36 protein-coding genes are annotated in these 24,224 nt (G+C 66.1%); all 36 read right to left on the bottom strand.

Annotation, left to right across the window (positions count from 1 at the left end; all coding sequences use genetic code 11):
• Window positions 1–174: 174 nt before the first annotated feature.
• Window positions 175–1,035 (bottom strand): hypothetical protein, encoded by an 861-nt coding sequence (locus tag ABT114_RS32345; protein ID WP_351146459.1) that lies wholly within the window; start codon window positions 1,033–1,035, stop codon window positions 175–177.
• A gap of 86 nt (window positions 1,036–1,121) precedes the next feature.
• The gene (locus ABT114_RS32340) at window positions 1,122–1,406 is read right to left on the bottom strand and encodes a hypothetical protein (RefSeq protein WP_351146458.1); all 285 of its coding nucleotides are present in this window, start codon (window positions 1,404–1,406) and stop codon (window positions 1,122–1,124) included.
• A gap of 97 nt (window positions 1,407–1,503) precedes the next feature.
• On the bottom strand, window positions 1,504–2,346 hold the full coding sequence (locus ABT114_RS32335; RefSeq protein ID WP_351146457.1) for a DUF2786 domain-containing protein: 843 nt from the start codon (window positions 2,344–2,346) through the stop codon (window positions 1,504–1,506).
• Window positions 2,347–2,436: 90 nt separating this feature from the next.
• Window positions 2,437–2,769 (bottom strand): hypothetical protein, encoded by a 333-nt coding sequence (locus ABT114_RS32330; protein ID WP_351146456.1) that lies wholly within the window; start codon window positions 2,767–2,769, stop codon window positions 2,437–2,439.
• An 11-nt stretch (window positions 2,770–2,780) separates the two neighbouring features.
• The gene (locus ABT114_RS32325; protein ID WP_351146455.1) at window positions 2,781–3,302 is read right to left on the bottom strand and encodes a TIGR04338 family metallohydrolase; all 522 of its coding nucleotides are present in this window, start codon (window positions 3,300–3,302) and stop codon (window positions 2,781–2,783) included.
• A 2-nt stretch (window positions 3,303–3,304) separates the two neighbouring features.
• Window positions 3,305–3,493 (bottom strand): hypothetical protein, encoded by a 189-nt coding sequence (locus ABT114_RS32320; RefSeq protein WP_351146454.1) that lies wholly within the window; start codon window positions 3,491–3,493, stop codon window positions 3,305–3,307.
• Between the two features lie 26 nt (window positions 3,494–3,519).
• Complete coding sequence (locus ABT114_RS32315; protein WP_351146453.1) at window positions 3,520–3,822, bottom strand: hypothetical protein; 303 nt, start codon at window positions 3,820–3,822, stop codon at window positions 3,520–3,522.
• Window positions 3,823–4,493: 671 nt separating this feature from the next.
• Window positions 4,494–6,032: a hypothetical protein gene (locus ABT114_RS32310; RefSeq protein WP_351146452.1), complete on the bottom strand. Its 1,539-nt coding sequence runs from the start codon at window positions 6,030–6,032 to the stop codon at window positions 4,494–4,496.
• A 27-nt stretch (window positions 6,033–6,059) separates the two neighbouring features.
• On the bottom strand, window positions 6,060–6,689 hold the full coding sequence (locus tag ABT114_RS32305) for a hypothetical protein (RefSeq protein ID WP_351146451.1): 630 nt from the start codon (window positions 6,687–6,689) through the stop codon (window positions 6,060–6,062).
• On the bottom strand, window positions 6,686–6,976 hold the full coding sequence (locus ABT114_RS32300; protein WP_351146450.1) for a hypothetical protein: 291 nt from the start codon (window positions 6,974–6,976) through the stop codon (window positions 6,686–6,688). Before ABT114_RS32300 ends, ABT114_RS32305 begins: the two co-directional genes overlap by 4 nt.
• The gene (locus ABT114_RS32295) at window positions 6,973–7,467 is read right to left on the bottom strand and encodes a hypothetical protein (protein WP_351146449.1); all 495 of its coding nucleotides are present in this window, start codon (window positions 7,465–7,467) and stop codon (window positions 6,973–6,975) included. The genes ABT114_RS32300 and ABT114_RS32295 overlap by 4 nt, the downstream gene beginning before the upstream one ends.
• A gap of 7 nt (window positions 7,468–7,474) precedes the next feature.
• On the bottom strand, window positions 7,475–8,317 hold the full coding sequence (locus ABT114_RS32290; RefSeq protein ID WP_351146448.1) for a hypothetical protein: 843 nt from the start codon (window positions 8,315–8,317) through the stop codon (window positions 7,475–7,477).
• Entirely contained in the window at window positions 8,317–9,309 is a 993-nt protein-coding gene (locus tag ABT114_RS32285; RefSeq protein ID WP_351146447.1) for a hypothetical protein, read from the bottom strand. Before ABT114_RS32285 ends, ABT114_RS32290 begins: the two co-directional genes overlap by 1 nt.
• A 79-nt stretch (window positions 9,310–9,388) precedes the next feature.
• The gene (locus ABT114_RS32280) at window positions 9,389–9,772 is read right to left on the bottom strand and encodes a hypothetical protein (RefSeq protein WP_351146446.1); all 384 of its coding nucleotides are present in this window, start codon (window positions 9,770–9,772) and stop codon (window positions 9,389–9,391) included.
• Window positions 9,773–9,801: 29 nt separating this feature from the next.
• Window positions 9,802–10,287 carry a hypothetical protein gene (locus ABT114_RS32275; RefSeq protein ID WP_351146445.1) on the bottom strand — a complete coding sequence of 162 codons (486 nt, stop codon included), beginning with the start codon at window positions 10,285–10,287 and terminating at the stop codon, window positions 9,802–9,804.
• 92 nt (window positions 10,288–10,379) lie between these two features.
• Complete coding sequence (locus ABT114_RS32270) at window positions 10,380–11,330, bottom strand: N-acetylmuramoyl-L-alanine amidase (RefSeq protein ID WP_351146444.1); 951 nt, start codon at window positions 11,328–11,330, stop codon at window positions 10,380–10,382.
• Window positions 11,331–11,338: 8 nt separating this feature from the next.
• Window positions 11,339–11,563 (bottom strand): hypothetical protein, encoded by a 225-nt coding sequence (locus ABT114_RS32265; protein WP_351146443.1) that lies wholly within the window; start codon window positions 11,561–11,563, stop codon window positions 11,339–11,341.
• 490 nt (window positions 11,564–12,053) lie between these two features.
• Complete coding sequence (locus tag ABT114_RS32260; protein WP_351146442.1) at window positions 12,054–13,304, bottom strand: hypothetical protein; 1,251 nt, start codon at window positions 13,302–13,304, stop codon at window positions 12,054–12,056.
• A gap of 3 nt (window positions 13,305–13,307) precedes the next feature.
• Window positions 13,308–13,865, bottom strand: a complete 558-nt coding sequence (locus ABT114_RS32255; RefSeq protein ID WP_351146441.1) for a hypothetical protein — start codon at window positions 13,863–13,865, stop codon at window positions 13,308–13,310.
• A gap of 14 nt (window positions 13,866–13,879) precedes the next feature.
• On the bottom strand, window positions 13,880–14,221 hold the full coding sequence (locus ABT114_RS32250; RefSeq protein ID WP_351146440.1) for a hypothetical protein: 342 nt from the start codon (window positions 14,219–14,221) through the stop codon (window positions 13,880–13,882).
• A 10-nt stretch (window positions 14,222–14,231) separates the two neighbouring features.
• Window positions 14,232–14,510 carry a hypothetical protein gene (locus ABT114_RS32245; protein ID WP_351146439.1) on the bottom strand — a complete coding sequence of 93 codons (279 nt, stop codon included), beginning with the start codon at window positions 14,508–14,510 and terminating at the stop codon, window positions 14,232–14,234.
• A gap of 56 nt (window positions 14,511–14,566) precedes the next feature.
• Window positions 14,567–14,866 (bottom strand): stage V sporulation protein S, encoded by a 300-nt coding sequence (locus ABT114_RS32240; protein ID WP_351146438.1) that lies wholly within the window; start codon window positions 14,864–14,866, stop codon window positions 14,567–14,569.
• 122 nt (window positions 14,867–14,988) lie between these two features.
• Window positions 14,989–15,396 (bottom strand): endonuclease VII domain-containing protein, encoded by a 408-nt coding sequence (locus ABT114_RS32235; protein WP_351146437.1) that lies wholly within the window; start codon window positions 15,394–15,396, stop codon window positions 14,989–14,991.
• Window positions 15,393–15,992 carry a deoxynucleotide monophosphate kinase family protein gene (locus ABT114_RS32230; RefSeq protein WP_351146436.1) on the bottom strand — a complete coding sequence of 200 codons (600 nt, stop codon included), beginning with the start codon at window positions 15,990–15,992 and terminating at the stop codon, window positions 15,393–15,395. Before ABT114_RS32230 ends, ABT114_RS32235 begins: the two co-directional genes overlap by 4 nt.
• Window positions 15,989–16,339, bottom strand: a complete 351-nt coding sequence (locus ABT114_RS32225) for a hypothetical protein (protein WP_351146435.1) — start codon at window positions 16,337–16,339, stop codon at window positions 15,989–15,991. Before ABT114_RS32225 ends, ABT114_RS32230 begins: the two co-directional genes overlap by 4 nt.
• Window positions 16,336–16,503 (bottom strand): hypothetical protein, encoded by a 168-nt coding sequence (locus ABT114_RS32220; RefSeq protein WP_351146434.1) that lies wholly within the window; start codon window positions 16,501–16,503, stop codon window positions 16,336–16,338. The genes ABT114_RS32225 and ABT114_RS32220 overlap by 4 nt, the downstream gene beginning before the upstream one ends.
• Window positions 16,500–17,207: an FAD-dependent thymidylate synthase gene (thyX, locus tag ABT114_RS32215; protein WP_351146433.1), complete on the bottom strand. Its 708-nt coding sequence runs from the start codon at window positions 17,205–17,207 to the stop codon at window positions 16,500–16,502. The genes ABT114_RS32220 and thyX overlap by 4 nt, the downstream gene beginning before the upstream one ends.
• Complete coding sequence (locus tag ABT114_RS32210; protein WP_351146432.1) at window positions 17,204–17,887, bottom strand: RNA ligase family protein; 684 nt, start codon at window positions 17,885–17,887, stop codon at window positions 17,204–17,206. The genes thyX and ABT114_RS32210 overlap by 4 nt, the downstream gene beginning before the upstream one ends.
• Before the next feature lie 6 nt (window positions 17,888–17,893).
• Window positions 17,894–18,319: a hypothetical protein gene (locus ABT114_RS32205; protein ID WP_351146431.1), complete on the bottom strand. Its 426-nt coding sequence runs from the start codon at window positions 18,317–18,319 to the stop codon at window positions 17,894–17,896.
• The gene (locus ABT114_RS32200; RefSeq protein WP_351146430.1) at window positions 18,316–18,519 is read right to left on the bottom strand and encodes a hypothetical protein; all 204 of its coding nucleotides are present in this window, start codon (window positions 18,517–18,519) and stop codon (window positions 18,316–18,318) included. The genes ABT114_RS32205 and ABT114_RS32200 overlap by 4 nt, the downstream gene beginning before the upstream one ends.
• 37 nt (window positions 18,520–18,556) lie before the next feature.
• Window positions 18,557–19,714 carry a hypothetical protein gene (locus ABT114_RS32195; RefSeq protein ID WP_351146429.1) on the bottom strand — a complete coding sequence of 386 codons (1,158 nt, stop codon included), beginning with the start codon at window positions 19,712–19,714 and terminating at the stop codon, window positions 18,557–18,559.
• A complete protein-coding gene (locus tag ABT114_RS32190) occupies window positions 19,665–20,084 on the bottom strand; it encodes a WhiB family transcriptional regulator (RefSeq protein WP_351146428.1) in 420 nt (139 codons plus the stop codon). The genes ABT114_RS32195 and ABT114_RS32190 overlap by 50 nt, the downstream gene beginning before the upstream one ends.
• A complete protein-coding gene (locus tag ABT114_RS32185; protein ID WP_351146427.1) occupies window positions 20,084–20,428 on the bottom strand; it encodes a hypothetical protein in 345 nt (114 codons plus the stop codon). Before ABT114_RS32185 ends, ABT114_RS32190 begins: the two co-directional genes overlap by 1 nt.
• Before the next feature lie 132 nt (window positions 20,429–20,560).
• Entirely contained in the window at window positions 20,561–21,760 is a 1,200-nt protein-coding gene (locus ABT114_RS32180) for a RecA family protein (RefSeq protein ID WP_351146426.1), read from the bottom strand.
• 118 nt (window positions 21,761–21,878) lie between these two features.
• Window positions 21,879–22,262 (bottom strand): thermonuclease family protein, encoded by a 384-nt coding sequence (locus ABT114_RS32175; protein ID WP_351146425.1) that lies wholly within the window; start codon window positions 22,260–22,262, stop codon window positions 21,879–21,881.
• Entirely contained in the window at window positions 22,262–24,214 is a 1,953-nt protein-coding gene (locus tag ABT114_RS32170) for a glycyl radical enzyme family protein (RefSeq protein ID WP_351146424.1), read from the bottom strand. Before ABT114_RS32170 ends, ABT114_RS32175 begins: the two co-directional genes overlap by 1 nt.
• Window positions 24,215–24,224 lie beyond the last annotated feature (10 nt).

Raw genomic sequence — 24,224 nt, 5'->3', positions numbered from 1 at the left:
CGGGTGCGCTGTCTGCGCGGGCGCGTATCGAACTTTGCGGCCGCTCCGCTGCGCCGACGTTCGACGACGGCACGGACGTGCTCGGGGTCCTGCTTGAGGGCGTTCACGGTGCCTCCTGGGCCGGTACGGGAGATACCAGGTTATTGGTTCTCCCGTACCGCTTCCCAGTTCCTGCTACTTGCGGCGGGCGGCCCTCTTCTTGGCCTCCTCGATCACCTGCTCGCGGGTCTTGCCTTCCTTGTGGGCTACGGCGTCGGCGACCTTGTGGACGTCCTCGGTACGCTTCGCCCCGCCCCGCCAGCTCTCGTGTGCGTCGGTAAGCCAGCCACGAGCCGCATGAAGGGTCGTGAGGGTGTCGTAGGCGTCGTGGGCCGGGTGGACCTTGACGACCACACCTCCGCGCATCACCTGGCGCTCGGGGTAGTGCCCCGTGAAGACCTTCAGGGGCGAGCCGTCGGGGTTGGCGATGGCCTTGGCGGCCCTCTTCGCTTCCCGCTCAGCCCTCTTGGCCTCGCGCTCCAGGCGGGCGGCCTTGCGCTCCGGCGCCTCCAGGCGAGTCTTCTGCTTGAGGACGTCGACCGGCGCCCACGGGAAGCAGACGGTGCACGCCTTCTCGCCCGCCAGGCCGACCAGCTCCTCGGCGGTCAGTCCGGACTGCTCAGTCAGCCACGCGTAGCGGGTGTCGACGAAGCAGGTGGAGCACTTGGTGTCCTTGTGGACGTGCCCGTTGACGTTGTCGACGAGGTAGTAGCGAGTCCAGCGACGATCGTTGTACTGCGCCTCGCAGGGGTACACCTCGGCCTGAAGAATTTTCTGGATGCGCTCTTGGAGCGCTGCGATCTCGTCGACCAGCTTGGTGCGGTTCTCCGGCGAGTAGGCCGGGAGCATGGACTCGTAAGACCCGGGCTCGGCCTCGTCGATACGGGACACCGTGACGGTGATGCGCTGCTGCTGGCTGGTCAGGTCGGCGATCTTGCCGTAAGCGGCGGCCAGTGCGGTGTCGATCTCGACGGGTGCGGCGGTGGCGAGGTCCATCGTCTGCCTCCTGGTCTGGGGCGGTTCTTGCTGACAAGGAGGACTCTATGAGGGAACCTTACGGCTTGTCAATCGAGTTCATGAAACTAGTAGCGTTCGATGATGTCGCCGGTCCGCTCCTCGTACGCCCGGCGCTTCTTGGCGATGGCCTGCACGCGCAGTTCCAGGCGGGTGGACCACTCGGCTACCTGGGACGGCTCGACGTCGCCGACCTTGCAGTCACGCAGCCAGCGGACGGGGTCGAAGCGGTTGGATGTGCCGGTGAGGGCGTCAGCAATGTCGAAGGCGAGGGCACGGCGCGCTGCGTCTTCCACATCAGAGTCAGCGAAGGCAGCGGACAGGGTCTCGTAATCACCTGTGTTCATGGGCATGGCGGGCTCCTCCTGGTCTGGGGATGTTCGTTGGGGAGCGTAAAGGCCGCCCGGCTCGGGTGTCGAGCTGGGCGGCCTTCACGGGGTGGCGTGGAGATCACGCGGCGACGGCGGTGCGCTGTCCCCCGATGGCCTTGGGGGAGCCCAGGCGTGCGGTGCGTCCGGCGTTGTCACCGGCCGAGCGGGCGGCGGTGCTGGTGATGGCCACCTTGACGCCCTTCCAGGTGCCCTTGGCGCGGCTCTTCTGGGTGTAGTACCGGTCGACCTCCTCGCGCTTGCCGACGAGGACGAGTTCGGCGGAGGAGGCGACGGTGTTGCCCTGGTCGTCCCGGATCTCGACCTTGCGCGCCTTGGCGGCGTCCATGGCCTGCTGGCGGGCGTCGGCGAGGCGGAAGAAGACGCGGTCGGCGAAGCCGCTGTAGAAGTTCTTGCGGGCCTGCTGGGCGGTGATCGGGGCGTACGCGTCCTCGGTCCAGGTGCCACCCCAGGCGTCGCGCTTCTTGACCTTCCGCACTACCTTCTCCGCCTTGTACTCGCCGGTCTTCAGCCAGGCGTTGGCGGCCTCGACCATCTGGAAGACCAGGGAGGCGTACAGGACCTCGACGACCTCGATGTCGGAGGGCACGCCGAAGACGACGACGAAGGTGTTGTCGTTGGCGAGGTTCACCTTGACGTCGTTGTTGTTCGCGATGTTCCGGAACAGGTCCATGAAGTGGGCGTTGCCGTGCTTGCGCTTCTCGCCGATGGTGATGACCTTGTGGGTCGGCTGCTCGCGCTGCTCCTTCTTGGCGGTGTGCTGGCGGGCGATGGCCAGGTCGATGGCGTTGGTGGTGGCCAGCGCCTGGGCCTTCTGCATGTAAGCGTTGGCCTCCTCCTCGGTGCTCGCCTTCTCGGCCAGCGCGAGGATCTTGGCCAGCTTGTCCAGCATCTTGTCGCTCATCGTGCGCTCCTCCTGGTGTGGGGGCTTTGGGGTGAGTCAGACGTTACGTGGGCCAGTATTGCTTGTCAAGCCCTCTCTTCAGATCACTTGTCAGGGCTGGCCACCGCTGGGGATGCTGATGACGCGCTTCCCCTGGCGGTAGTCGAAGCGCTGCTCCTTGGCACGCTCGGCGGCGAACTCGTCGTAGGTGTCCTGGACGGCTTTGATGACGTCCGGGAGGGTGTCGTACGGGCCGCCGGACCGGGTGCTCAGGCGCGGGGCCGAGATGTCGAAGTGCCAGCCGACGTCCTCGGCCGTGATGTCGTCCTCGGTGCCGTTCTCGACGACGGCGTCCTCGGTCACGCGCCAGATGGATCCGAGGCGTCCGAACTGGTCGACGACGCCGAGAAGGTCGGACGACTCGGTGACCTTGAAAGTCAGCATGTGGTGGCCTCTCAGGCTGCGATGGGGGCGGCGAAGCGCACGCCGTGGCGAGTGTAGGAATCGGTGAGCAGGAGGCCCACCTCCGGCCCGACCAGTTCGGTGACCAGGTGGAGCATGGTCTGCGTGAACTCGGGGCCGTGGGTCTGGGCGCTGCGGGTCAGGTGGTGGGCGACCTCATGGATGATGACGATCTCACGCATGGCCCAGGAGATGCCGTTCACGTGCGGCGGGACGGCGATGACCGCGCCCCACGGCTCGTAGTGGGCGTGGGTGCGGCCCCTGCGGGCCCGGACGGTGATGGGTCGCTCGGCGCGGGCGTAGTCGGCCTTGACCCAGTTGAGGGCCAGGACAGCGTCCACGTAGCGCTGGACGCCGTCGAGGTCTCCGAACTTCCGCTCAGCCGGGATCAGTAGGCTGGAGCCGTAGAAGTCGAAGGTGCGCACGTCGGTCTTGTCGAGGGATTCGAGGACGTCCCACACGAGCCGCTCGGCGTCGTAGACCTTGGAGACCTGCATGTCGCGGGTGGTGGCCATGCTCAGGCCTCCTTGCCGGTGAGAGCGTCGAGGACCTTGCGCTTGGCGTCGGCGTAGCCCAGGTCGTACCCGTTTCGGTGGATGACGTCGGCGATGCGTTTGGCTTCGATGTGGGCGCTGCGCTCGGGGAGTCCGCCGTCCATCAGGCGTACGGCGAGGTCGTTGATCTCCATCTGGGTGGTGCGGGCCATGGTGTCCTCCTGGTGTGGGGAGCTGGTTACTCGTTGGCGGCGTAGTCGTAGTCGTGCTCGCAGCACGTGCACAGGTCGACGACCCTGACGAAGATGTCCGTGATGGTCTCACCGGCCCGGATGCCGTCCTCCTCGCGGTCCCAGCAGGAGTAGAAGGCGACCACGGTGACGTCGGCTTCCAGCTCGATACAGGTCCAGGTGTAGACGGCCAGGGACCTGCCCCAGATGACCCAGTCGGCGATGTAGCTCCTCATGGCCTGCTGGTTGGCGTCGAGGGCGAACGACTCGCCGTCGGCGTTGAGGAAGTACCGGGTCACGGCGGTTGCCATGTGCTCCTCCTGGTGTGGGGGCGGTTGGGGTTGGCAGGAGAAACACTACTCGGAAAGCCGTAATCGTCAAGCCGTATTTGAGAACAAGTAAGCCGTGAGGCGCATCACGTGCGGCTCACGGCTTACGGGGGTTGACTGTGGGGTTGTTCAGCCGGTAGGCGTAGATGTTCCCGTCGCGGCGACGGCCAGCCCCGGGGCCCCGACGTATTTCGTCTTGACCGGCGCGTGCACCTTTACATAGCGGGTGCGTGCGGGCCCCGGTGCGTATTGCGTGACTGCGGGCCCGTGCATTTCCACGACGCATGCCCGCTCGCTTTAAGAGGGTGTCGGCGCGAGCGCGCATCCGGTGACGGTGGCTACGGATTAAGGAATGGAATCCCCCTCGGTTGCGACAGGAATTCCGGCATGAAGACCGGAAGAACTCTGCTCGGCAATCGTGGCGATTTCCATTACGGGAACCGCGAGAAATCCGACAGCGAGGATGGAGTTCTTTGCCCGGCGAATTCCGCTCATACCAGCAGCGTTCCGTAGCCCTCACAGGGGACGCAGTCCGCTCCGTCGCGGTCCTCTCCCCTGCCCCGGCACCGCTTGCACTGGACCTCTTGCGGGGCGGCCTCGCCGTCATCGGCGAAAGACACTGCATTCACGTGCGCGCTCATGAGAAGTACTAACTAGCCTTCCTGGTTGTAGAAAGTTGGTACATCGACGATCTCGGCGTCGATGAATCCGCTTCCCTGCTCGATCATCCGGTCGGCGGGAATGGGACGCTCCAGGGAGGTCATCTGCTCCCCGGCTTCACGGCCGAACAGGCGGCTGATCATTCCGGCCTGGGATCCGCTGCCCTTGGCCTCGACCTTCACCGAGAAGGAGTCCTGCTCCAGTTCGGTCTTCACCTTCACGAGTTTCTGGAGCCGGTCGATCTCGCCGGACAGGTTCGGATCCGCGTATCCGCCGGTCATGTCCTCGGCCATCTTCATGAAGAAGACGCGCTGCGTCTGCATCTCGATGAGGGAGTTCTGGAGCGCCTGCATCTGCGGCTTGGTCTTCACCTCGACCGGGATGTCGTACGCGCAGTTGGCGTCCTTGTCGAAGGCCGGGCACTTCTGCGCCAGGAAGCAGGACGAGCAGACCCGCATGGACTGGCTGCGGACCGTGACGAGGGGGACGTCGCGCTCCTTGTTGACGCCGTCCTCGGGGTCGACGTACGTCTCCTTCTCCTGCACCAGGCCGATGACCGGCAGGTTGGTACGCGGGCGGTCCCTGCGAGGGGTGGGAGTTGCTACGCCGTTGAGCGTTTCTCCGCTCGTCGTATCAACTTCCCCACCAGGGGTTTGAGAGAAAGCCGCCAGTAGCCCTCCGGCGGAAGTAGTAACTGCCTGGGCGTCCGGCGGGCGGTGCTGCTCGACGGAGGCGGCGAGTTGCTGCCACGACCAGATGGTGAACCGCAGTACCTCGTCGTTGTCCCCGGCCTCGATCTTGTCCGGGTCGAAGCCTGCTTCCTGGAAAAGCGTGCGGTGCCGCTTTCGTGCCTGCTCCTTGTATTTCTTCGGGTAGCGCTTCAATTCCCTGCCGGTCCACACGATGGTGTCGCCGTACTGGGAAGGAGACAGCCAGGAAGTCGACGCGACGGAATCCCAGGTAACGGCCGCCATTTCCGCAGGCTTGGTCATTGCCACGCCATGCAGAAGCGTCCCGTATTTCCGGGTGATCTCGTTGAGGACCGGAGTAAGATTCCGTCCGTCCAAATCCGTTTGCGGTACGCCGACACGCTTATAGCGCTGGGCGAGCCGGTCGAGTTCTTCGATTCCCCATTCCGAATGCCATATCGGCAGGAACTTGTCGTCCGGCAGATCCTCCCAGAAGTCCTCGCGCCGAGCCTCGATCCATTCCCGTCCGAGAACGACAGCGTCGAACTCGGACACCATATGAAGCGAGTCGATGTTCTGCTGTACGAAGGCCTCGTACTGGGCGGCTATCTCCTTGAGTTCGGCGATCGAGTACTTGTCCTCGTCGGCCTTGTTGACGGTGTAGGCGCCAGAGTCCAGGAAGACCTTCTGGCCTTCCAGGTAGTGGTCGGCGATGAGCCACGGCCGGGAGAACTTCGTCCGGCGCCGCAGTCCCATGTACGACAAGGAGACGGTCTCGACGCCTTCCTCGGCCAGCATCTTGCGCCAGCCGGGAATCTCGCTGCCGCCGAAATAGAGTTCCACGGGTTGTTTCTCCGAGTCTGGTTGGGGTCAGTTCTTGGGAGGCTGCACGGCGCTCTTGGGGAAGAGGCCGGGCTGGATCACGCGGGCCTTGCGGGCCGGGGCCGGACCGGACGACTTCGGGGCGCTCACGGCGGCCAGACCGAACTGGTCGGCCGACGTCACCTTGGCCACCGGAGGGAACAGACCGGCCTGGACGACACGCTGCGGCTTCGGCGCGGGCGGTGGCGGAGTGTGCGAGGCCGACTGGACAGGGGCGCTGGCAGGGCGGGAGAACGAGTCGTTGAACGCGGCCCACCCCCCGGAAGTCGACGGCTTCGTCTGCGCCTGGACGTCGTTCATCCGGGCATTGAAGGTATGAAGCAGGTCGGACGCGGCGCCGGAGTGCTGGGCATGCCAGGCGTCGAGGTTCGAGCGGTGGTCCTCGCCGACGCGCTTGACCTCCTCGCGGGCGGCCGGGCTGGCCTGCGGGGCCGACGGGGTCCCCTCGCCGCGCGTGCGGATCTTGATACGGGAGTTGGACGGCTGCTGGCCGTTCTTGGCGTTCTCCAGGTCCTTCAGGCGCTGGTCGACGGACCGGTTGCTGCCGGGGAACTGGAGGGGGTTGAGGTAACGGGCGCGGATCTGGGTGGCTATCGAGTGGAAGACGCTTGCACTCATGGTCGGGTGTCCCTTCGGACGAAGTAGAGGTAGCGGTGCGCGGCCAGCAGCGAGAGCAGGAAGCCGACGTTGATCCAGGACCGGCCGGAGGCAGGCGAGGTCCAGAACAGGGCGCAGAAGACGGTGACGTTGGCGCTGTAGACGAGCAGTGCGGCGGCGAGCCACTTCTCCGCAGCGCCGAGCTGGCCGCGTACGGGCCAGGTGGCCCGCCAGAGCAGGGCCGTGAACGCGGCGCCGACGAGGGCGTTGATGACGCGGATGAGGGTGATCACCAGGTCGACGGTCACAGGATCTCCATGTGTGGGCGCTGATCTTCTTCGCGTATTGCTCGTTGCCTCTCGACCTCGCCGACCAGGGCCGACCAGGGCGTGACGGTGTCGCGGTAGTCGGGGCGGAAGCGCGGGGAGGAGTAGTTCGGGTGCAGGTAGTTCAGGACCCCGATGCCGTTGGCCATGACGTGGGCGGCGATCTGGGGATTGGGCTCGATGAGGAGGTCGACGCTGCATCCGGCCTGGCGCAGCCGGGAGATCTGCCGCATCCTTCGCTCGCCCGGGTCCTCGGGGTCCTTCAGGTGCACGGGGATGAGGTAGGGGTGCTTGTCGAAGCCGTTGACGCGCAGCCAGTGCTTGACCGGCTCGACGTCGGTGTGGTCGGTGATCAGGGCGACCTGGTAGGCCTCCAGCAGGCCCCAGTACAGGCGCTGCCCCTGGTGGATGACGGCCTCGCCGACTTCCCTGGAGAGCACCCCTTCGATGACGATGGCGACGGTTGCGCTCACGGCCGCATCACCTGTGCTCGTGCTCGTGCAGGCCCTCGCGGTGCTCCGTCTCGTGCACCTGGAAGGTGTCGCGGGCGGCCATGCGGGGGCTGTAGCCGTGGTGCTTGACCAGGTGCTCGATGACGTCGCCGTGCGGGGTCTTCTTCTTGATCTTGTCGACCGGTTCGGCCTTGAACTGGTCGAGGTTGAGCACCTGCGCGCCGACGTGGGTGTCACCCCTGCCCCGCGCTTCGGCCAGCCGGTGGTGTGCGTCGGCGACGTGCGGCGTTCCTCCCTGGACGACGACCTTGACGTGCGGGTGGTCGGGGTCCAGCGGGCCGGTGATGTAGGAGTGGGAGCCGGTCTCGTACGCGGTCTGCCCGGTGTGCAGTACGGCGGAGGTGCTGATGCGCTGGAAGGTGGCGTGCTTGTTCCAGAAGGCCTCGTTGCCGTGGCTCATCTGCGGGCCGTGCTTCTCGTACCAGCGGTCGGTGATTTTCGGGTCGACGACGTTGCCGTGCCCGTCCAGGTGGCCGAACTGCTGCGGGCTGTGCGGCGGGCCCATGACCATCTGCCCCTCGGACTGGGGGTAGTTGGTGCGCTCCTCGTCGTGGATCAGCGTTTCGTCGCGCGGGCTGCCGATGGTGGTGACCTTGGTGTGCATCCCGCCCGGGTGGGGAGCGGGATGCGAGATATGAAGTTTCCCGGGGTCAGCTCTCAGGTGCAGCGGGGTGTCCCGGGTCAGGTGGTAGTTGGCGCGCAGCGCGGTCTGCTTCTTCGCCTGCGGCGACGTTCGTGAGTCGAGCGGGACGGGCAGGGCGGTCTGCTCGAACTGCGGCCCGAGGGCGGGCGCTCGCTGGGGTTGGGCCATCACGACCTCCGGTAAGGGGTGTTCCAAAGGGCCGCCTTGGCGAGAGCCGTGGCGGCGTCATCGAGCGGAGCCCCGTAGAGGTCGGTCTCCTGTGCCTTGCGGGCCTCGACGTCCGCTGTGGCGAGGGTGTTGAGAGCCTGGACGGTTCCGGCTTCCTTGTGCGCCTGCCAGCGGAAGTTGTAGTAGTCCCCGTAGCCGGACCCGTCGGGGCCGAATGCCTGTCGGCGGCCGAGGTGGATGTCATCGAAGAGGGCCTTGGCCTGGGCGACGACGATCTTCTGGGAGTCCAGGGCGTTCTTCCACGCCGGGGAGTTCGTGGTGAGGCCCGCGCTCGACGCGCGCAGGCGGCTGTAGCGGTCGACGAGCGTGCGTGCGTGGGCCTGCTCGTTCTCGACGGCGTCCCACCAGCCCTTCGGGTACAGGCTGCGCGGGTCGGCGGGCAGCTCGGGCGGGCGGATGTCCCAGCGGTCGTGCGTGAGGTTGTAGGCGGCATACGGATTGATGGCCGCGATGGACTCGGACGTGGTGCCCGGGTTCAGGTAATAGGTGACCTCATACGTCTGGCCGTGGAAATTCGTCAGCGCGGTGCGCGGCCACAGGTTCTTCTTGAGGTCCGAGTTCAGCAGGTCGGAGAATTCCGCCTCGGAGATTCCCTGGTAGGTCGGGTTCGTCTCGTAGAACTTCGGGAAGTCGACGCCGAACAGGATGTCCAAATCGCCGTTTCCTCGGTCCCCGGCCCATTGGAAGGAAATTCCGGATCCGGCGATCCATGCGGCCAGCCAGGTACGCACGCCCTGGTAACGGGTGTCGAGGTAGGCCTGAAGGACGCCGAGGATGTGGTCGCGTACGCCGGGCTTGATGTGCTGGCCGTCGAAGATGTGCGGATCGAGTCCGCGCTGCGGCGTGCTGAAATACCCGGAGGCGCCCGAGTGAATGTCGGGCTGGTCTCCCTGGGTGATTGCTCGATTGAGGTAGAACTCGTATCCGGCCATGATTTCGATTCTAGCTGGAAAGGAGAAAGCCCCCGATTCCTGGAATGGAGACCGGGGGCTTTCTAGTTGCTATTTCCCGTCAGAGTTTCAGGGAAGCGCGGAGTTGGGCCTCCTGGGCCTGCCGCTGCATGGCCTGGCCGACCATCATCATGTGCTGCTGGGTGCGCTGGGCGGTCTCCATGGCCGCGAGGTCCTTCTGGACCACGGCGGACGCACCGTAGATGTCGTCGGGGGTGGCGCCCCGGCGGGGGACGAACTGGTAGGTGAGGTCGGCGGTGGCGATGACGGCGCCGTCCAGGCCGACCGCGACGAGGAACGCGGTGGTGACAGGGGTGCCTGTCTCGTCCTCCGACGGCGGGTTCTCGTCGGCCATCCGGTCCAGGGCCTCACGCTGTTCGTCGGTGAGGCTGTCGGTATGAAGCGGGTCGCTGCTGGTCTGGCCGAGGATCGGGACGTTGCTCATGTGGTGCTCCAGGTGTGTCTCGGGTGGGGTTACTTGTAGAGTCCGGCCTTCTCGCGCGCGCTCTGCACGACGAGGGAGTGGACCGGGCAGAACTCGCAGAGGTAGCGGTCCTGGGCGGACTTGTACTTCGGCAGGCCTGCCGCCTTGCGTTCGGCTGCGGTGTCCGGCGTGAGTCTCTTGGAGCCGGTCTTGTAGTCGCCGCAGGCGGGGTTGCGGTTGTGGGCCTTCCAGCAGCGGTGTGCGTCTTCCTGGAAGGTGTTCTTCGCCTCGTAGAACGCCGGGTCGAGGCCGGTGTGGCCGGTCTTGTCCCGGATCTGGGCGACGATCGCGTCCCGGGTGGAGGGGCTGTCCCAGTGCCTCTTCTCCACGCGCAGCATCGGGTGGGCGACGTGGTTGGGGTGCTTCTGCGCCAGGGCTTCGAGGAGGAAGTCCCGGCTCGGGTCGCCCTCGTAGTCCGGCAGTTCTTCCATCGTGCTGCACGTCTTACAGAGCAGGAGCCGTATGTGCTCGGCCATGTCTTCCTTCCACGGGGGCTGTTGACGAACGCCCCAAACATAGCATCCCCATTACAGCTTTGGAAGCCGTAATGGGGATGCGGTTCTTCTGATCAGGCCTTGACGGTGAAGCCGTACTTCTTGCCGAGCAGCGTCAGCGAAGCGAGGCCCGGGATGCCGTCGTACGGAGCGCCGACCTTCTTCTTGATCTGCCACTTCGCGTACGCGGTGCGGGTGAGCGTGCCGAACGCGCCGTCCTTGGCGTACGCCGCAGGAAGCAGTCCCTCGGCCGCCAGTGCCGCCTCGACGATCTTCACGTCGGCAGCGTGCGTGGTCTTGCCCTGGGCCAACTTCGGGTCTCGCTTGGCCGCCGCGACGACGTTGGAGAGGTCGACGACCGGCTTCTTGACGGCCGTCTTCGCGGGAGTGGCGGGCTTCGCGGTCTCCGCAGGCTTGTCGGCCGCGAGACGCTTGGCCACGCGGTCCCGGAAGCCGTCCATGTCGAACGTGGGGTCGATCTTGCCGGGCTGCCATTCCTTGTGCCCGATGACCGATTCGGCGCCCCAGCCGTGCTTGCGGCACAGTGCAGCAGCCCACCGGACGGCCGCCTCGGTCTGCGCGTCGGGCCACGCGTCCTTGCCGTTGCCCAGGTTGATCAGTTCGATGCCGTAGAAGTAGCGGTTGCCGTCGGTGTCGGCCTCGTTGTCGACCGGCAGCGGCGACTTCTCCGCCTGCACCGCATCCAGGACGTCGCCGTCACCCAACCCGGCGTGGTTGGCGCGGCCGTGGCCGACCAGGTACACCTTGCCGTCCTTGGCGCCGACGGCGTGACACAACGGGCCAGGCAAGTCGCTGCGGCCGTTGTAGCAGAGCGCCACGGACGAGGCCGTGTGAGCAGCCGTGTCACCGGCCGAGGCGGTGTGGTGGATCAGGATGCCGTTGACCGGGCCGAAGGCGCCCTTGGAGTTCCGGTTGTGGGTGCGCCAGTCGCGGTACTCGACGACCGACACGCCCTCGGTATGAAGCGCCGCGACGACCTCGGACGCACTCAGCGGATTGGACATGATTCTCCTCAGAAACCCGGCTGAGCCGGAGGGGTAGAGACGTAGTTGGGGGTGTGGACGGCCTTGCCATCGGGGCGGACCTTGACCTCGTCCTCGTGGCGCCCGTACCAGACGTCGCTGAGGTCGATGCGGTGGCGCACGGTGTCGGACTGGGCCACGCCGAGGCCGCCACGGTCGACGACCATCTTCTTGTACTTGCCGTCGGTGGCGCCCTCGTTCAATTCCGCGTTCATCGAACGCGACGGTGCGTACGCCATTTACTTCGCTCGCTTCCCGGAGCCGTTGTTGCCCCGCCTGTCGTTGAAGAGACCCACCAAGGGCTTAGCCGCCCCGGTCGACCCCTGCTGCGCCTTCCAGCGCACGTTGTCCGACATTCCGGAGCGACGCTTGTCGTCCGCGCGGTGAGCCTTTCCGTGCTTGGCCATTAAGAGCCCCCAATGGTTGGACTGGAACTTCCAGAATATCCGCCCTGAGTTCCCGTATAGAAGTTTGTCGAGGGGGCGGGGAACTGACTGTCGACTTGGAGCACGTCCTGGATTCCCAGGGCCGTGGTCCGGTATCCGTACTTCGGTGGGAACAAAGGACGGACGACCGGGGGCGGCGCGCTCTGAAGAGCAATTACGTCGCCCGGAACGTCAGCAACGCCGAGAGCATCCGTGAGAAGCCGCTCAGGAAGAGAGGCCCACGGATGCGTACGGTCGTAAACGGAATCCGCTTGCAACATCAGAACAACTTCTGCTGGCCCGGGTGGACCTCGGTATGAAGGTGCTTGCCGTAGGTATTAAGCGAGGAGTCGTGGTTGTCGCCCCGTCGCCGCTTCTCCTCCGACCACTGGGCGGACTGCATGTTGGTGAGGGAATTCAAGCCGCGCTCCTGCATGACGTTGCGTGCGACGTGGTCGTGGAAGGCGTGGATTCCCTTGATGCCCATGTAGGCCTGCTGGCCGCCCTCGCCCTTCTTGTTCTCCAGGTGCGGGGCGAAGGCGCCACCGCCGGAGTGGGTGTCGGACACCCAGAACTGCGAGGAGCCGTGGGGGTCGACCCACGAGTTGTGGTAGGCGGAGACCTTCTCTCCGGCCGTCGGCTTCCACGCGTTCGACAACTGCTTGCCGTTGAGGACCTGGTGGGTCACGTCGATGGCCAGCGCGTGGTTACGCGGGTAGCCGTTGACCGGGTAGGCGCGGTTGTCGCCGTCCTTCTTCACCAGCTCGGTGGCCTTGGTGCCGTTCTTGCGCGTGACAGTCTTCTCGACCTTGTCCTCGCGCGGGACGTAGTAGTCCGGGTGGTAGTGGTACTCGGCGCCGGTCTTGCCGGACTTCGCCCACTGGATCGCGTGGCTGGCCGCCTCGTCGTTGGGGTAGGCCGCCTTGCCCGTCTCCTTGTCCGGCCGCACGAAGGTGTTCTGCGGGGACGTGATGGCGTTCGCGGCGGCCTGCACGCCGAAGGGGACCCCGTTGTCCTTCGCCGAGACCTTCAGCCGTGCTCGCGGACTCAGGGAGCCGTCGCGGGTGCGGTCCTCGGCCGGGCTGTAGAACGAGTCATGGTGCCCGCCCTCGTGGGCGTAGGCGCGGTCGACCTGGGAGCCCAGCGCGCGGTGCGCGGACTCCGGGGTGACGCCGAACTTCGCGGCCGAGCGCAGCACGCGGGACTGCTCGTGCGGGGCGAAGTCCTCCCACCGGCGGTTGACCGGCATCATGTCCTTGACCGGGGCCATGGTGTGCTGGCCGTGCCAGACGTCCGAGCCGTCCGGTCCCGAAAGTTCCCTCTGGCCATGCAGGTTGGGTGCCTTGTCGGTGTTGCCCATCAGGCTGTACGACTGCCGTGGAGTGCGGCCAGCGCCGGGGTGGTCCTGAATGGTCTTGAACCGCTTGGGGTTGGCGGCCTCGAAGGCCTCACGCTTGCCCGTGGCCTCCTTGACGGTCTTGTTGTAGGCGCGGGTGTCCGCTGCCTTCTCGGACGGTGTCTTGGCTGCCATGGGTTATCTCCACTGGTCAGGACTGTTGTAGGGGGACGCGGAGGGGAGCAGCTTCTTCAAGCGCTCGGAGCGCACCGGGTCGATGTCGGCCATGACCTCGGAGATGCCGTACTTCTGCTGGAGGGCGCCCATTTCGGCTGGGGACAGCGCGGCGTTCTTGCCCATGTGGGCCAGCCGCTCGGTGACGTTGCCGGACGCGGTCCACTTGAGGCCTCGGGCCTGGTAGAGCAGACCGGCCTGGGGGTTGACCCCGCCGACGTCCGGCCACATGTAGTCGGAGCGGTCGACCTTGTCCCCCTTGTGGACACCGCGCTGGTAGCTGCGGTCGGTCAGGCGCTTCTGGACGCCCTTAAGGACGCGGTCCTGGCGCCGGTCGGTGATGGTGCCGAGGTAGCCGTCCGGGTACTCCGCCGAGGGCGTGCGGGCGCCCATAGCAGCTCGCCGGGCGTCCAGGCCGTCGCGGAAGGAGAGCGCATCTGTTCCGGCTCCTCCGTTCGCGCGGACCGGGGCGCCCGGCTGTCCGATGCCATACGGGGTGTTGTACGACCAGTTACTGGACATGGCTGCCTACCGGCTCACAGGCCCTGGCGGTACTGCCGACGCAGGTAGAAGTCCCGGTTGCCGATGGCCGACGGGACGGTGACGACGTTGCGCTGGACGTCCCCGGCCGAGGCCGCGTTGGCCGCGTACAGGACGGCCGTCGGCCGCAGGGTGGCGCCGTGGCGCTCCAGGACTCCGGGGCGGTGGGTGGCCGTCGCTGACTCCAGGAACCCGCCCTTGGCGTTGCCCTTCTTCGCAACGGACCGGCCCTTGACGGGCTTGGCCACGTTGCCGAGCCGGGAGGCGTCGGTGCCCATGGTCTGCCGCAGCGACGGGTCGTTCGTCGTCACGATGTTGTCGCTCTTCTTCTTCGCCACTGAGGGCTCCTTAACCGCCGATGGTTCGGTAGGGGTTCTTGTCGATCCACAGCCGCTTGTCGTAGGTCTGGGACGAGGCGCCGTTCATTGACGGAGCGAATCCGCCGCCGACACGCTTGCGCTCGTAGTCCCCTGTACCGAGCCCGTTGTCGGAGCCACGAACGTGGGTCTCGTCGAATACGGAAGTCGGCGTAAATCGCTGGGTGTGGACCGGCTGCACCGACGGGTACTTTGTCTCTATTGCACCCGTCGAGAAAGAGCCATTACGGCCGCCCGGAACACCATTCATTTCGCCTCCACTGGATCATCCCCAGTGTAAAGACGTAATGGCGAGGAATTAGAACGTCAGTGAACGAGGATCCGCAGCAGCAGAGCGCTGATATCTCCGGCGTCCGGTGTGTGGACGGTCGTGAATCCGGGTCGGCAGTCGAGCACGATTCCCCGGGGGGCCACGAAACTGTTGGCGATGGCGATGGCCTTCAGAGCCTGGTTGACCGCACCGGCCCCGATGGCTCGAAGGGTGACCCGCTTGCCGTCATAAACGGCGTGCGATAGGGCGCTGGCCACGCTCGCGGCCGACGATGAACTCTTGACGCGCAGGATGACCTCGTTACTGGTCCCCTCGTCGTCGATCTGTACACCCACTTGTGACTCCTATGTATCCGATTCTCAGCACAATTTGAGAATACGGAGACGGGGGAATCTTGTGTTAATGACAACAGGCCCCGGGGCGGCGATTCACCCGGGGCCTGCTGCGTGCGGAGTTGTTACTTAGCGGCCAGCCATCGGCCTATTTCCTGCGCCGGGGGTTTTTCGAGGTAGGTCTTGGCTCGGGCGAAGAACTCCGGGTCGTCACGGGCGTGCCCGAGCATGTCGTTGCAGGGGCGGCAGAGCAGGCCGCGTACGAGAAGCGACTTGTGGTCGTGGTCGACCGACAGCCTCCGGGTGGCTCCGGTGGCCCGGGGACAGATCGCGCACCGGCCTCCCTGGGCTTCGTAGAGGGTGTCGTAGTCCCCCTCGCCGAGGCCGTAGGTGGCTTGGACGCGCTTCTCGTGCGCGGCCTTGCTGCGGCGCTTCTTCTCCGTCCGCCAGTGCGTTGCGCACCGTGGTCCGGGGTTGGGCGCTGGGCGCTTGCTCCCCGGCTCACAGTCCTTGCACGTCTTGTCGGTGGTCACGCGAGAGAGAGGATCTCGCGGACCTTGGTATGAAGGTCCTCGATCGAGCCGTCGTTGACGATCGAGGCGTCGAACCACTGGTCCGGCAGGGCCTTCTCCGACTTGTGGTCGTTGGCCGGGCCGACGCCGGGCCGGTCGACCCTGATGAGCAGGCCGAGGCGGGAGTCGATGGCCTGGTGTTCGTTGACGAAGCGGACGTCGGTGAACACGTACTTCTTGTCCTCGTCGAGGTCCTTGAAGGCGGCGTTGACCCACACGTCCTGGGAGATCATCTCTCGGCCGACCTCGGTGCCGAGGACCTGGAGCATCCGGCGGATCTCCTCGTACTTCCGCTTGGCGTCGTCCCAGCCGATCTCGTCCACGATGTCCCGCAGCGTCCAGACGCGGCCGTCGGTGTCGGTGAGGATGACCGGGTTCAGGGTGTACAGGGCCTCGCGCAACTTGTCGGCGAAGGCGACCCGGGTGTAGCCGAACTTGGCGAGGATCTCCGCGACGGTGTCCTTGCCGACCCCGGCGTGACCGTGCAGTCCGACGAACTGGGGCAGCCAGGCCTCGATGATCTCGGGGCGGTCGTCGATGGTACTGGTGGTGGTCACTTCTGCGCTCCGTACGTGTTCTTGATGTGGTCGGCGACGAGGGGGATGTCCCACATCGCCCGGCGGGCCTCGACGACGGCGAAGTTTCGCTCCATCTCCATCCGGACGAGGGTGTTGTACTGGCCGTTCCAGCGGCCGGTGATCCAGTCGGTCTGCTCGATCAGCGGGGTGACCTTCTCGACCAGGGCCAGGGCCTGCTTCTCGGTCCGTCGGCGCCGCAGGCGCTCGCCCAGCAATTCGTCCTTGGTTCTGTCGAGTTGGCTGCGCAGGCTGATCGCGCTCCAGGCCGCGTACAGCAGCGCTGCGGTGTAGAGGACCACGATGCCGAGGGCGATGGCAGTGCTCATCGCTGCATCAGACACCGGGCGGGCGTCTCTCCGGCCTTGGCGTACTTCCACAGTCCGCACGGTGCTGACGTCCAGGACCAGATGCTCAGGGAGGCGAGCAGCGCGAGGAGGGTCAGGACCGCGATGGTGGTGGGTCGGTCGTCGGGGGCTTTGCGTCTGGTCATGGGCAGACTCTTCCGTTGCTGACGAAGGCCTCGTAGGTGAGGGGGAAGGCGTTGGAGAACGCGACCTCCATGTCCAGGGCGACCCGCTCGATCTCCTCCTGCGGGAAGGATTTGAACGCGGCGTCGTCGCTCTTGGTCCGCAGGCCGAGGAAGTGCATGAGGCTGCGCGGGTTGCAGGTGGCGTAGAAGGCGGTGAAGGTGCCGACCGGCAGGACGTTGCGGGCGACCTCGCGGGCGACTCCGGCCTTGAGCATCCGCTGGTACGCGGACCAGGCGACGCGGTAGGCCTGCTCGTGCTCCCAGCGGGTGATGCCGTACTGGTCGTCGGTGCCCTGGACGAAGTTGTACTCGCCCGCCTTGCCCTCCTGCACGAGCGGCCGGTAGCGCTGGGGGACGTAGAAGACGGGCTCCAACTCCGAGTACCTGCCGGAGGTCTCGTTGTAGGACCATCCCGCCCTGTGGCGCATGAACTCGCGGGCCACGAAGATCGGGGCGTGCACCAGGAAGGACATCTGGCCGTGCTCGAACGGGGAGCCGTGCCGGTTCTTCATCAGGTAGTTGATCAGGCCCCGGGCCTCCCCCGACTCCGCCGCAGCGGAGCCGAGGGTGGACACGCGGGCCGCCTTGCAGATCTTCGCGTCGGACCCGGCGAGGTTGTCCTCGTCCAGGGTCGCGGAGACCTCGGAGCGGGTGGAGAGACTCACTTGGCAGCCGCCTTGGACTTGGGCTGCTCGTCGTTCTTGAGGGTGGCCTTGAAGTAGGTCTGGGCCGCGTCGTGCCAGACGACGACACCCTCGGGGTTCTGGAAGCCCGGTGCGATGAAGGAGCCCTCGGACTCCAAAGTATGAAGCGCCTCTTCGACCGCTTCGTTCAGCCACCGGCCGTCGATGACGGAGATGACCGGGACGACGGTCACCGATTCCGGCGCGGGTTCCGCCTTGGGGAACTGCTCCAGGAACCCGGGCGTGATCTCGGGGTCTCGCGGGTCGTACCAGCGCTTGACGTTGAAGAGGGCGAAGCGCCTCTCGTCGAGGCCGTAGCCGGACTGGATGCCCTTGCCGAACCACTCGCCGTAGTGGCGGCCGACGCCGAGCCGTACGAGGTCCTGGGCGTGGTCGAAGACCCACTGGGCGAAGCCGAAGTTGTCGGTGTCCGGGGTGAGCCAGCGGTTGCGGGATCCGGCGCTGACGACGTAGTCCTCGCCGTCGTGGCGGACCAGGACGCCGGAGCGGTCGGAGGCGGTGTCGCGGTCGTAGAACTCCTCTGCCTTGACGATCTCGACCAGGCCGTTCGAGCCGTCGATCTTCTCGGTCAGGACGCTCTTGCGGTGCAGTCGCGGGATCGACTTGAACTTCGGGTAGTCGCTGGCCTTGAGGATGGTCATGCGGTGTCAGTCCCTTTCGTGGGCCGTGTATGCGCTGAGTGGGATTCCGAAGCGGGGGCCGTCGGGGGTCTCAACCTCCCGACCTGCTGCTAGCGCTTCCTTCTTACGGATACGAAACACCATCTCGCGATGGTTGTCAACGTATTCCAGCCAGTCGATTGACGAGCGGATGAACGGCATCTCGTCGTCGAGGTCGTACAGGACGTGGCCCTCCCGCAGGACGGCCGAGTCGCTGATGCCGACGTGCTGGTACAGCCGCAGCAGCCAGTCCCGCTGGCCGACCCGGAAGACCCCCTCGCCCCGCCGGATGTAGACCGGATCCCGGTGGGAGGACAGGCAGGTGCGCGGGGCGCCGGTCCGGAAGGCGGGGCGCCACTCCCACGGCGGGCGGGGCTGCTCGATGCGGGTGACGACGCGGGCGACGGTTCTCATGCGTTCATCCGCCCGGCGCGGCTCTCCCGGTCGCCACGGCCGACCCGGCGGGTCAGTTCCCGGGACAGCAGGGTGTTCTTGCGATCGGCGCTGTCGTAGACGGCCTGGAGCATCTTCCGGTAGGCGTAGGCGGCCGTCTTGGCCTCCTGGGCCGCGACGTACTCCGGGTCCTCGTACGCCATCGCCTTGGCGGCCGTCACTGTCTTCTGGTTGGAGTTGCGGACGGCGGATAGGGCCTTATGTGCTTCGAGTGTGTCGACGGACGACTTTTCGTCCACCTCCGCCGCTGCCAGCCGGGCCCCCGTGTACTCCACCCACGACGTCGTTCTGGCGAACAGGGCCATCAGGGCGCCGTCGCTTAGTTCGGTGGGGTCCTCCGGCAGTTCGGGCGCGTCGCCCTCCGGCTTCGGGGGCAGGTACAGGTCCTCCCGCTCCAGTCTCCTGGTCGCCTTCTGGCTGGGCGTCTGTACCGCTTCCCAGCCCTTCCTCGCTACCGCTCTGGTCATCGGTGGTGGTCTCCCAGCAGGTGTTGAAGAACGGGCAGTCCTTGCAGACCTTCTTGTCCTGGCCGGTGAACTCCGGCCGGGGTGGCGGCTTGCCCTTCTTCAGGGCGTACTTGATGTCGAGCGCGGTCTCGAACAGCGGCTCGGCGATCTCGGGGTTGTACTTGACGACGAACTCCTTGTGGGCCTGCGTCGCCTTGTACTCGTAGAGGAAGATGACCTTGTCGAAGGGCAGGCCCATCTCTTGGCACAGCCGCAGGTAGATCTGGGTCTGCCGAATGTGGCTGCCGAACGGGCGCCGCAGCGACTTCCACAGGCCGTCCAGGTCGATGACGGTCTTGCCGTCCTCGGTCTTCACGGTGAACTGCCGCAGCAGTTCGGGCTGGTCGAAGCGGACGGTGCCGATGCCGACGGACTTGATCTCTATGAGGGCGTTCAGGTCCTCGATGGCGCCGTCCTCGTGCCCGGCGATCAGGAACTCGGACTCGGCCTCCACGGGTACCTCGCGGTACTCCAGGGGCTGGCGGGCGTCGCAGTGCTGGCAGTGCAAGGTGCCGCCGGTCGTAGTTTCGGTCCAACCGCACTCAGCACAGCGCCACTTGCCCCACAGTCGGTCCATCTGCTGGAGCCACTTCTGCCACTTGGCGTGGATGCCGTGGCCCTCCTCGAAGACCGCCTCCAGTTGCGCGGAGAAGTTGCGGCCCTTCTCGGGGGAAGCCCCCGCCAGCCTGTAGTAGGTCTGACGGGGGCACCAGTCGCTCTTGGCCATCTCCGACGGGTGGATGATGTCCTGCCGCCGGTCGGTGGGCTTGCCGTGCTGGTCGAGCAAATGCTTGTGGACGTCACCCAGCAGCAGCGAGGAGTTCTTCTTCGTCTCCGCCAGGTTCGCCATCTTCCCCGTCGGCTTCGTCGGCTTCGTCCGGCGGGACACGGTCCGGCCAGACGGCTTCGAGGTCTTCCCGACTCGGGGCACGGTCGAAACTCCATTCGTTCTTGGGTACGAACCTCCTGATGTAGGCCCGCTCCAGGGCGGTGAGTCCGCCCCAGACGCCGTAGTGCTCGTTGTTGATGAGGGCGAAGGAAAGACACTGTTCCCGGAGAGGGCAAACCCGGGCGGTATACGTGCCGTTGCAGATGTGCTTGGCCTCGGATTCGCTGCCGGTGCCTTCTCCGAAGAAGTCGTCGTGCGAGGCGGTCGGCCGGAAATTCAGGCAGGCCGCGTCTCCGTCGACCCAGTCAGGCGCCGCTATACGCAGGTGCATTACCACGACAGCACCTCGTCGGGGTCGGCCTCCGGGAAGGCCAAAGTATGAAGCGTTAGGAATGTCTCCTCGGACATGGTGATCCAGTTCCTTCCACCGACCATCTGGAGCCCGAAGAGCATTTCCCTGCCGTCGAGGAGGGCCTGCTTCTCTGCGGTGATGAGTTCCTTTTCCTTCAGGGCGTATTGGCCCTTGCTGGTGACCTTGTACTCGACCGAGTACTCCGGGGTCCGTACGTCGTTCTTTCGGACCCAGCCGTTTCCGCTACCCGCGTTCACCGTCCCGCCGAGAAGTCCCGCTCCCCGCCTCTCCTGCCTCTGGGACTTCTTCAACATGTCCGCCATAGGTCTTCTCCAGGAGATTTGCGAGAACGGTGAACTTCGCGTGGGAACGGTCCTGACGCCGGGTGTGCCGGACGCCGAGGACCAGGATGTAAAGAGCCGCGAAGGCCAGGAGTACGGAGAGCAGGGCCGCCATCAGGCGGCCTCGGTATGAAGCGGCTCACCCTCGGGCTTGGGCCGTCGGCTGACCTTCTTGGTGCCCGCGTTCTCGGCTGCGTCCAGGTCGTCCTCGGAGATGGACCGCTCGTCGACCTTCGTGGAGGCGGCGAGGATCTTCTCGTAGAGACCCTCCTGGAGGTCCAGGTCCTCGCGCAGCACCGCGAGCATGGGGTCCTTGCCCTGCCAGCGCAGGACCGGCTTGCCCTTGTCGTCGTACTCCCCGTTGTCGATCTCGAAGTACGCGCCCTTGCGCTTGATGACGTCGAAGAGGATGCCCATGATCATGATTTCCTTGACGGTGTCGTAGTCACCGCGTGCGAAGTTCATGAACGGGGCGGAGCGGAAGTAGAAGTCGATGGTCGCCGTCTGCTGCGGGGCCGCCGACTTGTTCTTGATGGTCTTGACCTTGACGACCTGGCCGACGTTGACCTTGCCTTTGCCCGGCCGGGACTCCTGGATCCACTCGTCGCGGCGGACCTCGACGCGGGTGTAGAACGCGTAGTTCTTGGCGTTGCCTCCCGGGGTCGTGGTCGGCGTGCCGTGGGGGGAGAACTTGCCGATGGCGTCGCGGTACTGGTTGATGACGATGCCCAGCAGCGGGCGGTCGTCGGGGTCCGTCATGGACCGCTTGGTGGCCGCCCCGCTCTTGCGGAAGAACTTGCCGGTCAGTCGCGCGCCCAGGGCCATGACGGCCTCGTCCATCTCCTTCTCGCTCTCCTCGTCGGCGATGAGCGCCGGGTAGGAGTCGAGGACGATCATGTCGACCGAGCGGGAGGCCGCAAAGTCGAGCATGGTCTGGTAGGCGAACTCCATGGCCTGGGTGGGGACGACGAGGACGCGCTCGTTGTCGACGCCGAGGGCTGCGGCCTGGTCGACGTCGTAGTGCTCGGCCGCGATCCACAGGCAGGTGAAGTTCGGGTCCTTCTTCTGGTTGGCCGAGAGCGTCTTGTAGACGATGGCCGTCTTGCCGTGGGACTCGCGGCCGATGACCTCGACCCACTGGTTGCCCGGCCAGCCGCCGCCGAGGGCGATGTCGAGGCTGAGGGATCCGGAGGTGAAGCGCTTGGGGATGCGCATCTCGGAGGCGAAACAGACGGCTCCGGGGTGCTCCTTGTTGATCTTTGCGAGGAGTGCGAGGGCTTCCTTGTCGGGGCCCCCGCCGGTATGAAGCGGCATGTGGTGTAACTCCTGATCCGATAACAGCAAAGCCGTAATGAAGAACCGGTAGCCCCCATACCATAATCGGCAGGGGACTACCGGTCCACTGAAGTACCAACTAGTCAGAGAAGATCTTTTAAGGAATCTCGCGAGGCCATGGGGGCAGAGGCCGGGCGCCCTTGCCGTTCCACCCGGCGGCCCACTGCTGCTCGATCAGCAGCCCCACCAGATCCCGGCCGTCCGGCAGGGCGATCGTGGCGTCGTACCGGCCGCCGTACTTGTCGGCCTCCAGGTCGCGGCCCGCCTTGTGCGAGTGGATGGTGACCTTGGTGCCCACAGGCAGGAGGGCGGCCAGGTTGTCCCGGGCCTCCTTGCCGCCCGGATCCTTCAACTCGCGGGCGTTGCAGCCGTACAGCCGCATCGAGACGCTGTGCTTCCAGGTGTCCAGGCCCTGGTCCAGGTCGACCTTGATGGTGTCCCCGTCGTGGACGTCACGGACGATGGCGGAGTACTCGTACATCAGGCACTCACCAGGTCCACGACTTCGCAGCCACCGGCCGCCGAGCAGGCGAGTTCCTGTGACCCCTTGGTCTGGTCGTAGGTCTCGTAGAAGGCCAGGTCCGACCACTCGACGTGGTGCTTCTGGGACGCCAGCGTCTCGTACTCCTCCTGCGTGATCTCCTCGTACGGCGCCTGCACGTACGTGTGGTCGCTGAAGGGGAGGAAGGAGACACCGCTGATCTCGTCCAGGCGCTCCCAGACCCACTCGCCGACCGCGTCCCACTCGTCCTCGCGCACGGAGATCGTGACCGACGGCTTGTGCTCGCACCAGTAGCGCTGGTACGTCAGCCAGATTTCCAGGTGCTCGATCGCGGAGACGTCCTCACGCACCAGGGCCTCGTCCCCGGCCCGCTGGACGAAGGTGAACACCCACGCGGCGGAGTTGTAGGAGTCCTCCTCGTAGGGGATCCCCGCGTCGATCATCACGAACGCGATGGGGTCCTTCTTGTCCACCCGCACGCGCCGCTTGTAGAAGCGGGCGTGCTTGGTATGAAGCCCGGACTCGCAGTCGACCAACTGGGAGACGGTGCCGGACGGCTTCACGCACGTCGTCGCGGCGCTGGCCGGGATCCCGATGCGCGCGGCCTCGGCCTTGTTGGCTGCCTCGACCTCAAGCCGGAGGTCAGCGAGCGCGAGAGCGGTCAGGCCCTGGCCCTTGCTGCCGTTGGTCACCGGATTGCCGAACACGCCGGTCAGGGAGACGCCGAGCAGGCGCTCCTCCTCCGCGTTCTTCCGCCACTCCTCCCGCAGGTAGGGGTAGTCGGTCAGCGTGGACTGCCAGGTGCCCAGGACGGCCGCGAGTGCTGCCTTGCGGTGCAGGTCCTCGACGGTGTCGTCCGGCCTGACGACGACCTCGGAGAGATTGCAGAAGGAGAACGGCCGCAGAATGATCTCGCTACAGGGGTTGGTCCCGTAGTCGGTGTCCTCCTCCCGGCGCGCGAACTTCGCCGCCTGACGCTGGGCTGCACCACGGTGGAAGATGCCGCGCTCACCGCTACCGGAGGCGACCAGCGACGTCCACTCGGCATCGAAGGCCTCGCGGGTCATGCCGTCGTAGTAGACCGCGCTGTTGTTGGCCAGGGCGCGGTACGGGTGCTCGACCCACCACTCCCCGGCCTTCGCCTGCGCCATCTCCTGGTCGTCCAAGTCGGAGAGGCTGATCATCGCCGAGCGCCGGACACCGCCGACCACGACGACGCTGGCGATCTTGCATGCCAGGTCGTGGACCTCGATCGGGCGGAACTTGCGGCCCTTGGCACCCTCGAACAGGTCGACGGTGAACCGGAAGAGTTCGTCGAGCGGACCCGGGCCGGAGGCTCGCCCTCCGAAGGTATGAAGCCGGGCGCCCGCCGGACGCACCTGGGACAGGTCCCAGTCCACCCGCTTACCGCTCCACAGGGTGGTCAGCAGCGCACGGAAGGCGAGGCCCCAGCCCTCCTTGGAGTCCTCGACGGGGATGTACTGGGCCTCGTCGTACTCGATGGCCTCGGGGACGGCGGGGAGTTGGTCGGTGTAGCGACGCTCGACCGAGTAACCCACCCCGGTGCCGTTCATGAGGACGTAGAGGAGTTCGTCCAGGGCGCGGGCGTCCTGGAGCGGCAGGTACGAGCAGTTGAACCCGGCGATGTTCGAGCGGTCCAGGGCGGCACCGGCCGTCATCACCGCGCGCATGGACGGCATGACCTCGTGGTCGAGAACGGCCTGACGTACGGCCTCGACGACTTCCTGCTCGGGGGTGTAGTCGTGCTTGTTCTTCAACTGGCCGAGCATGAAGTCGACGTAGCGGTCGACGGTCTCGGTCCAGGTCTCTCGGCGGGTCTCCTTCTCCAGCCACCGGCTGTAGCGGCTCTTGGCGATGAAGGAGCGGTAGGGGTCGGCGAGGTCGCCGGAGGGGGTGAGCAGGGAGGTCACCAGGAATCCA

Origin of the sequence: Streptomyces sp. NPDC002088, from assembly GCF_040296605.1 — a bacterium.
Classification (GTDB): Bacteria; Actinomycetota; Actinomycetes; order Streptomycetales; family Streptomycetaceae; genus Streptomyces.
This window is presented reverse-complemented; position numbering and strand designations above follow the sequence as displayed.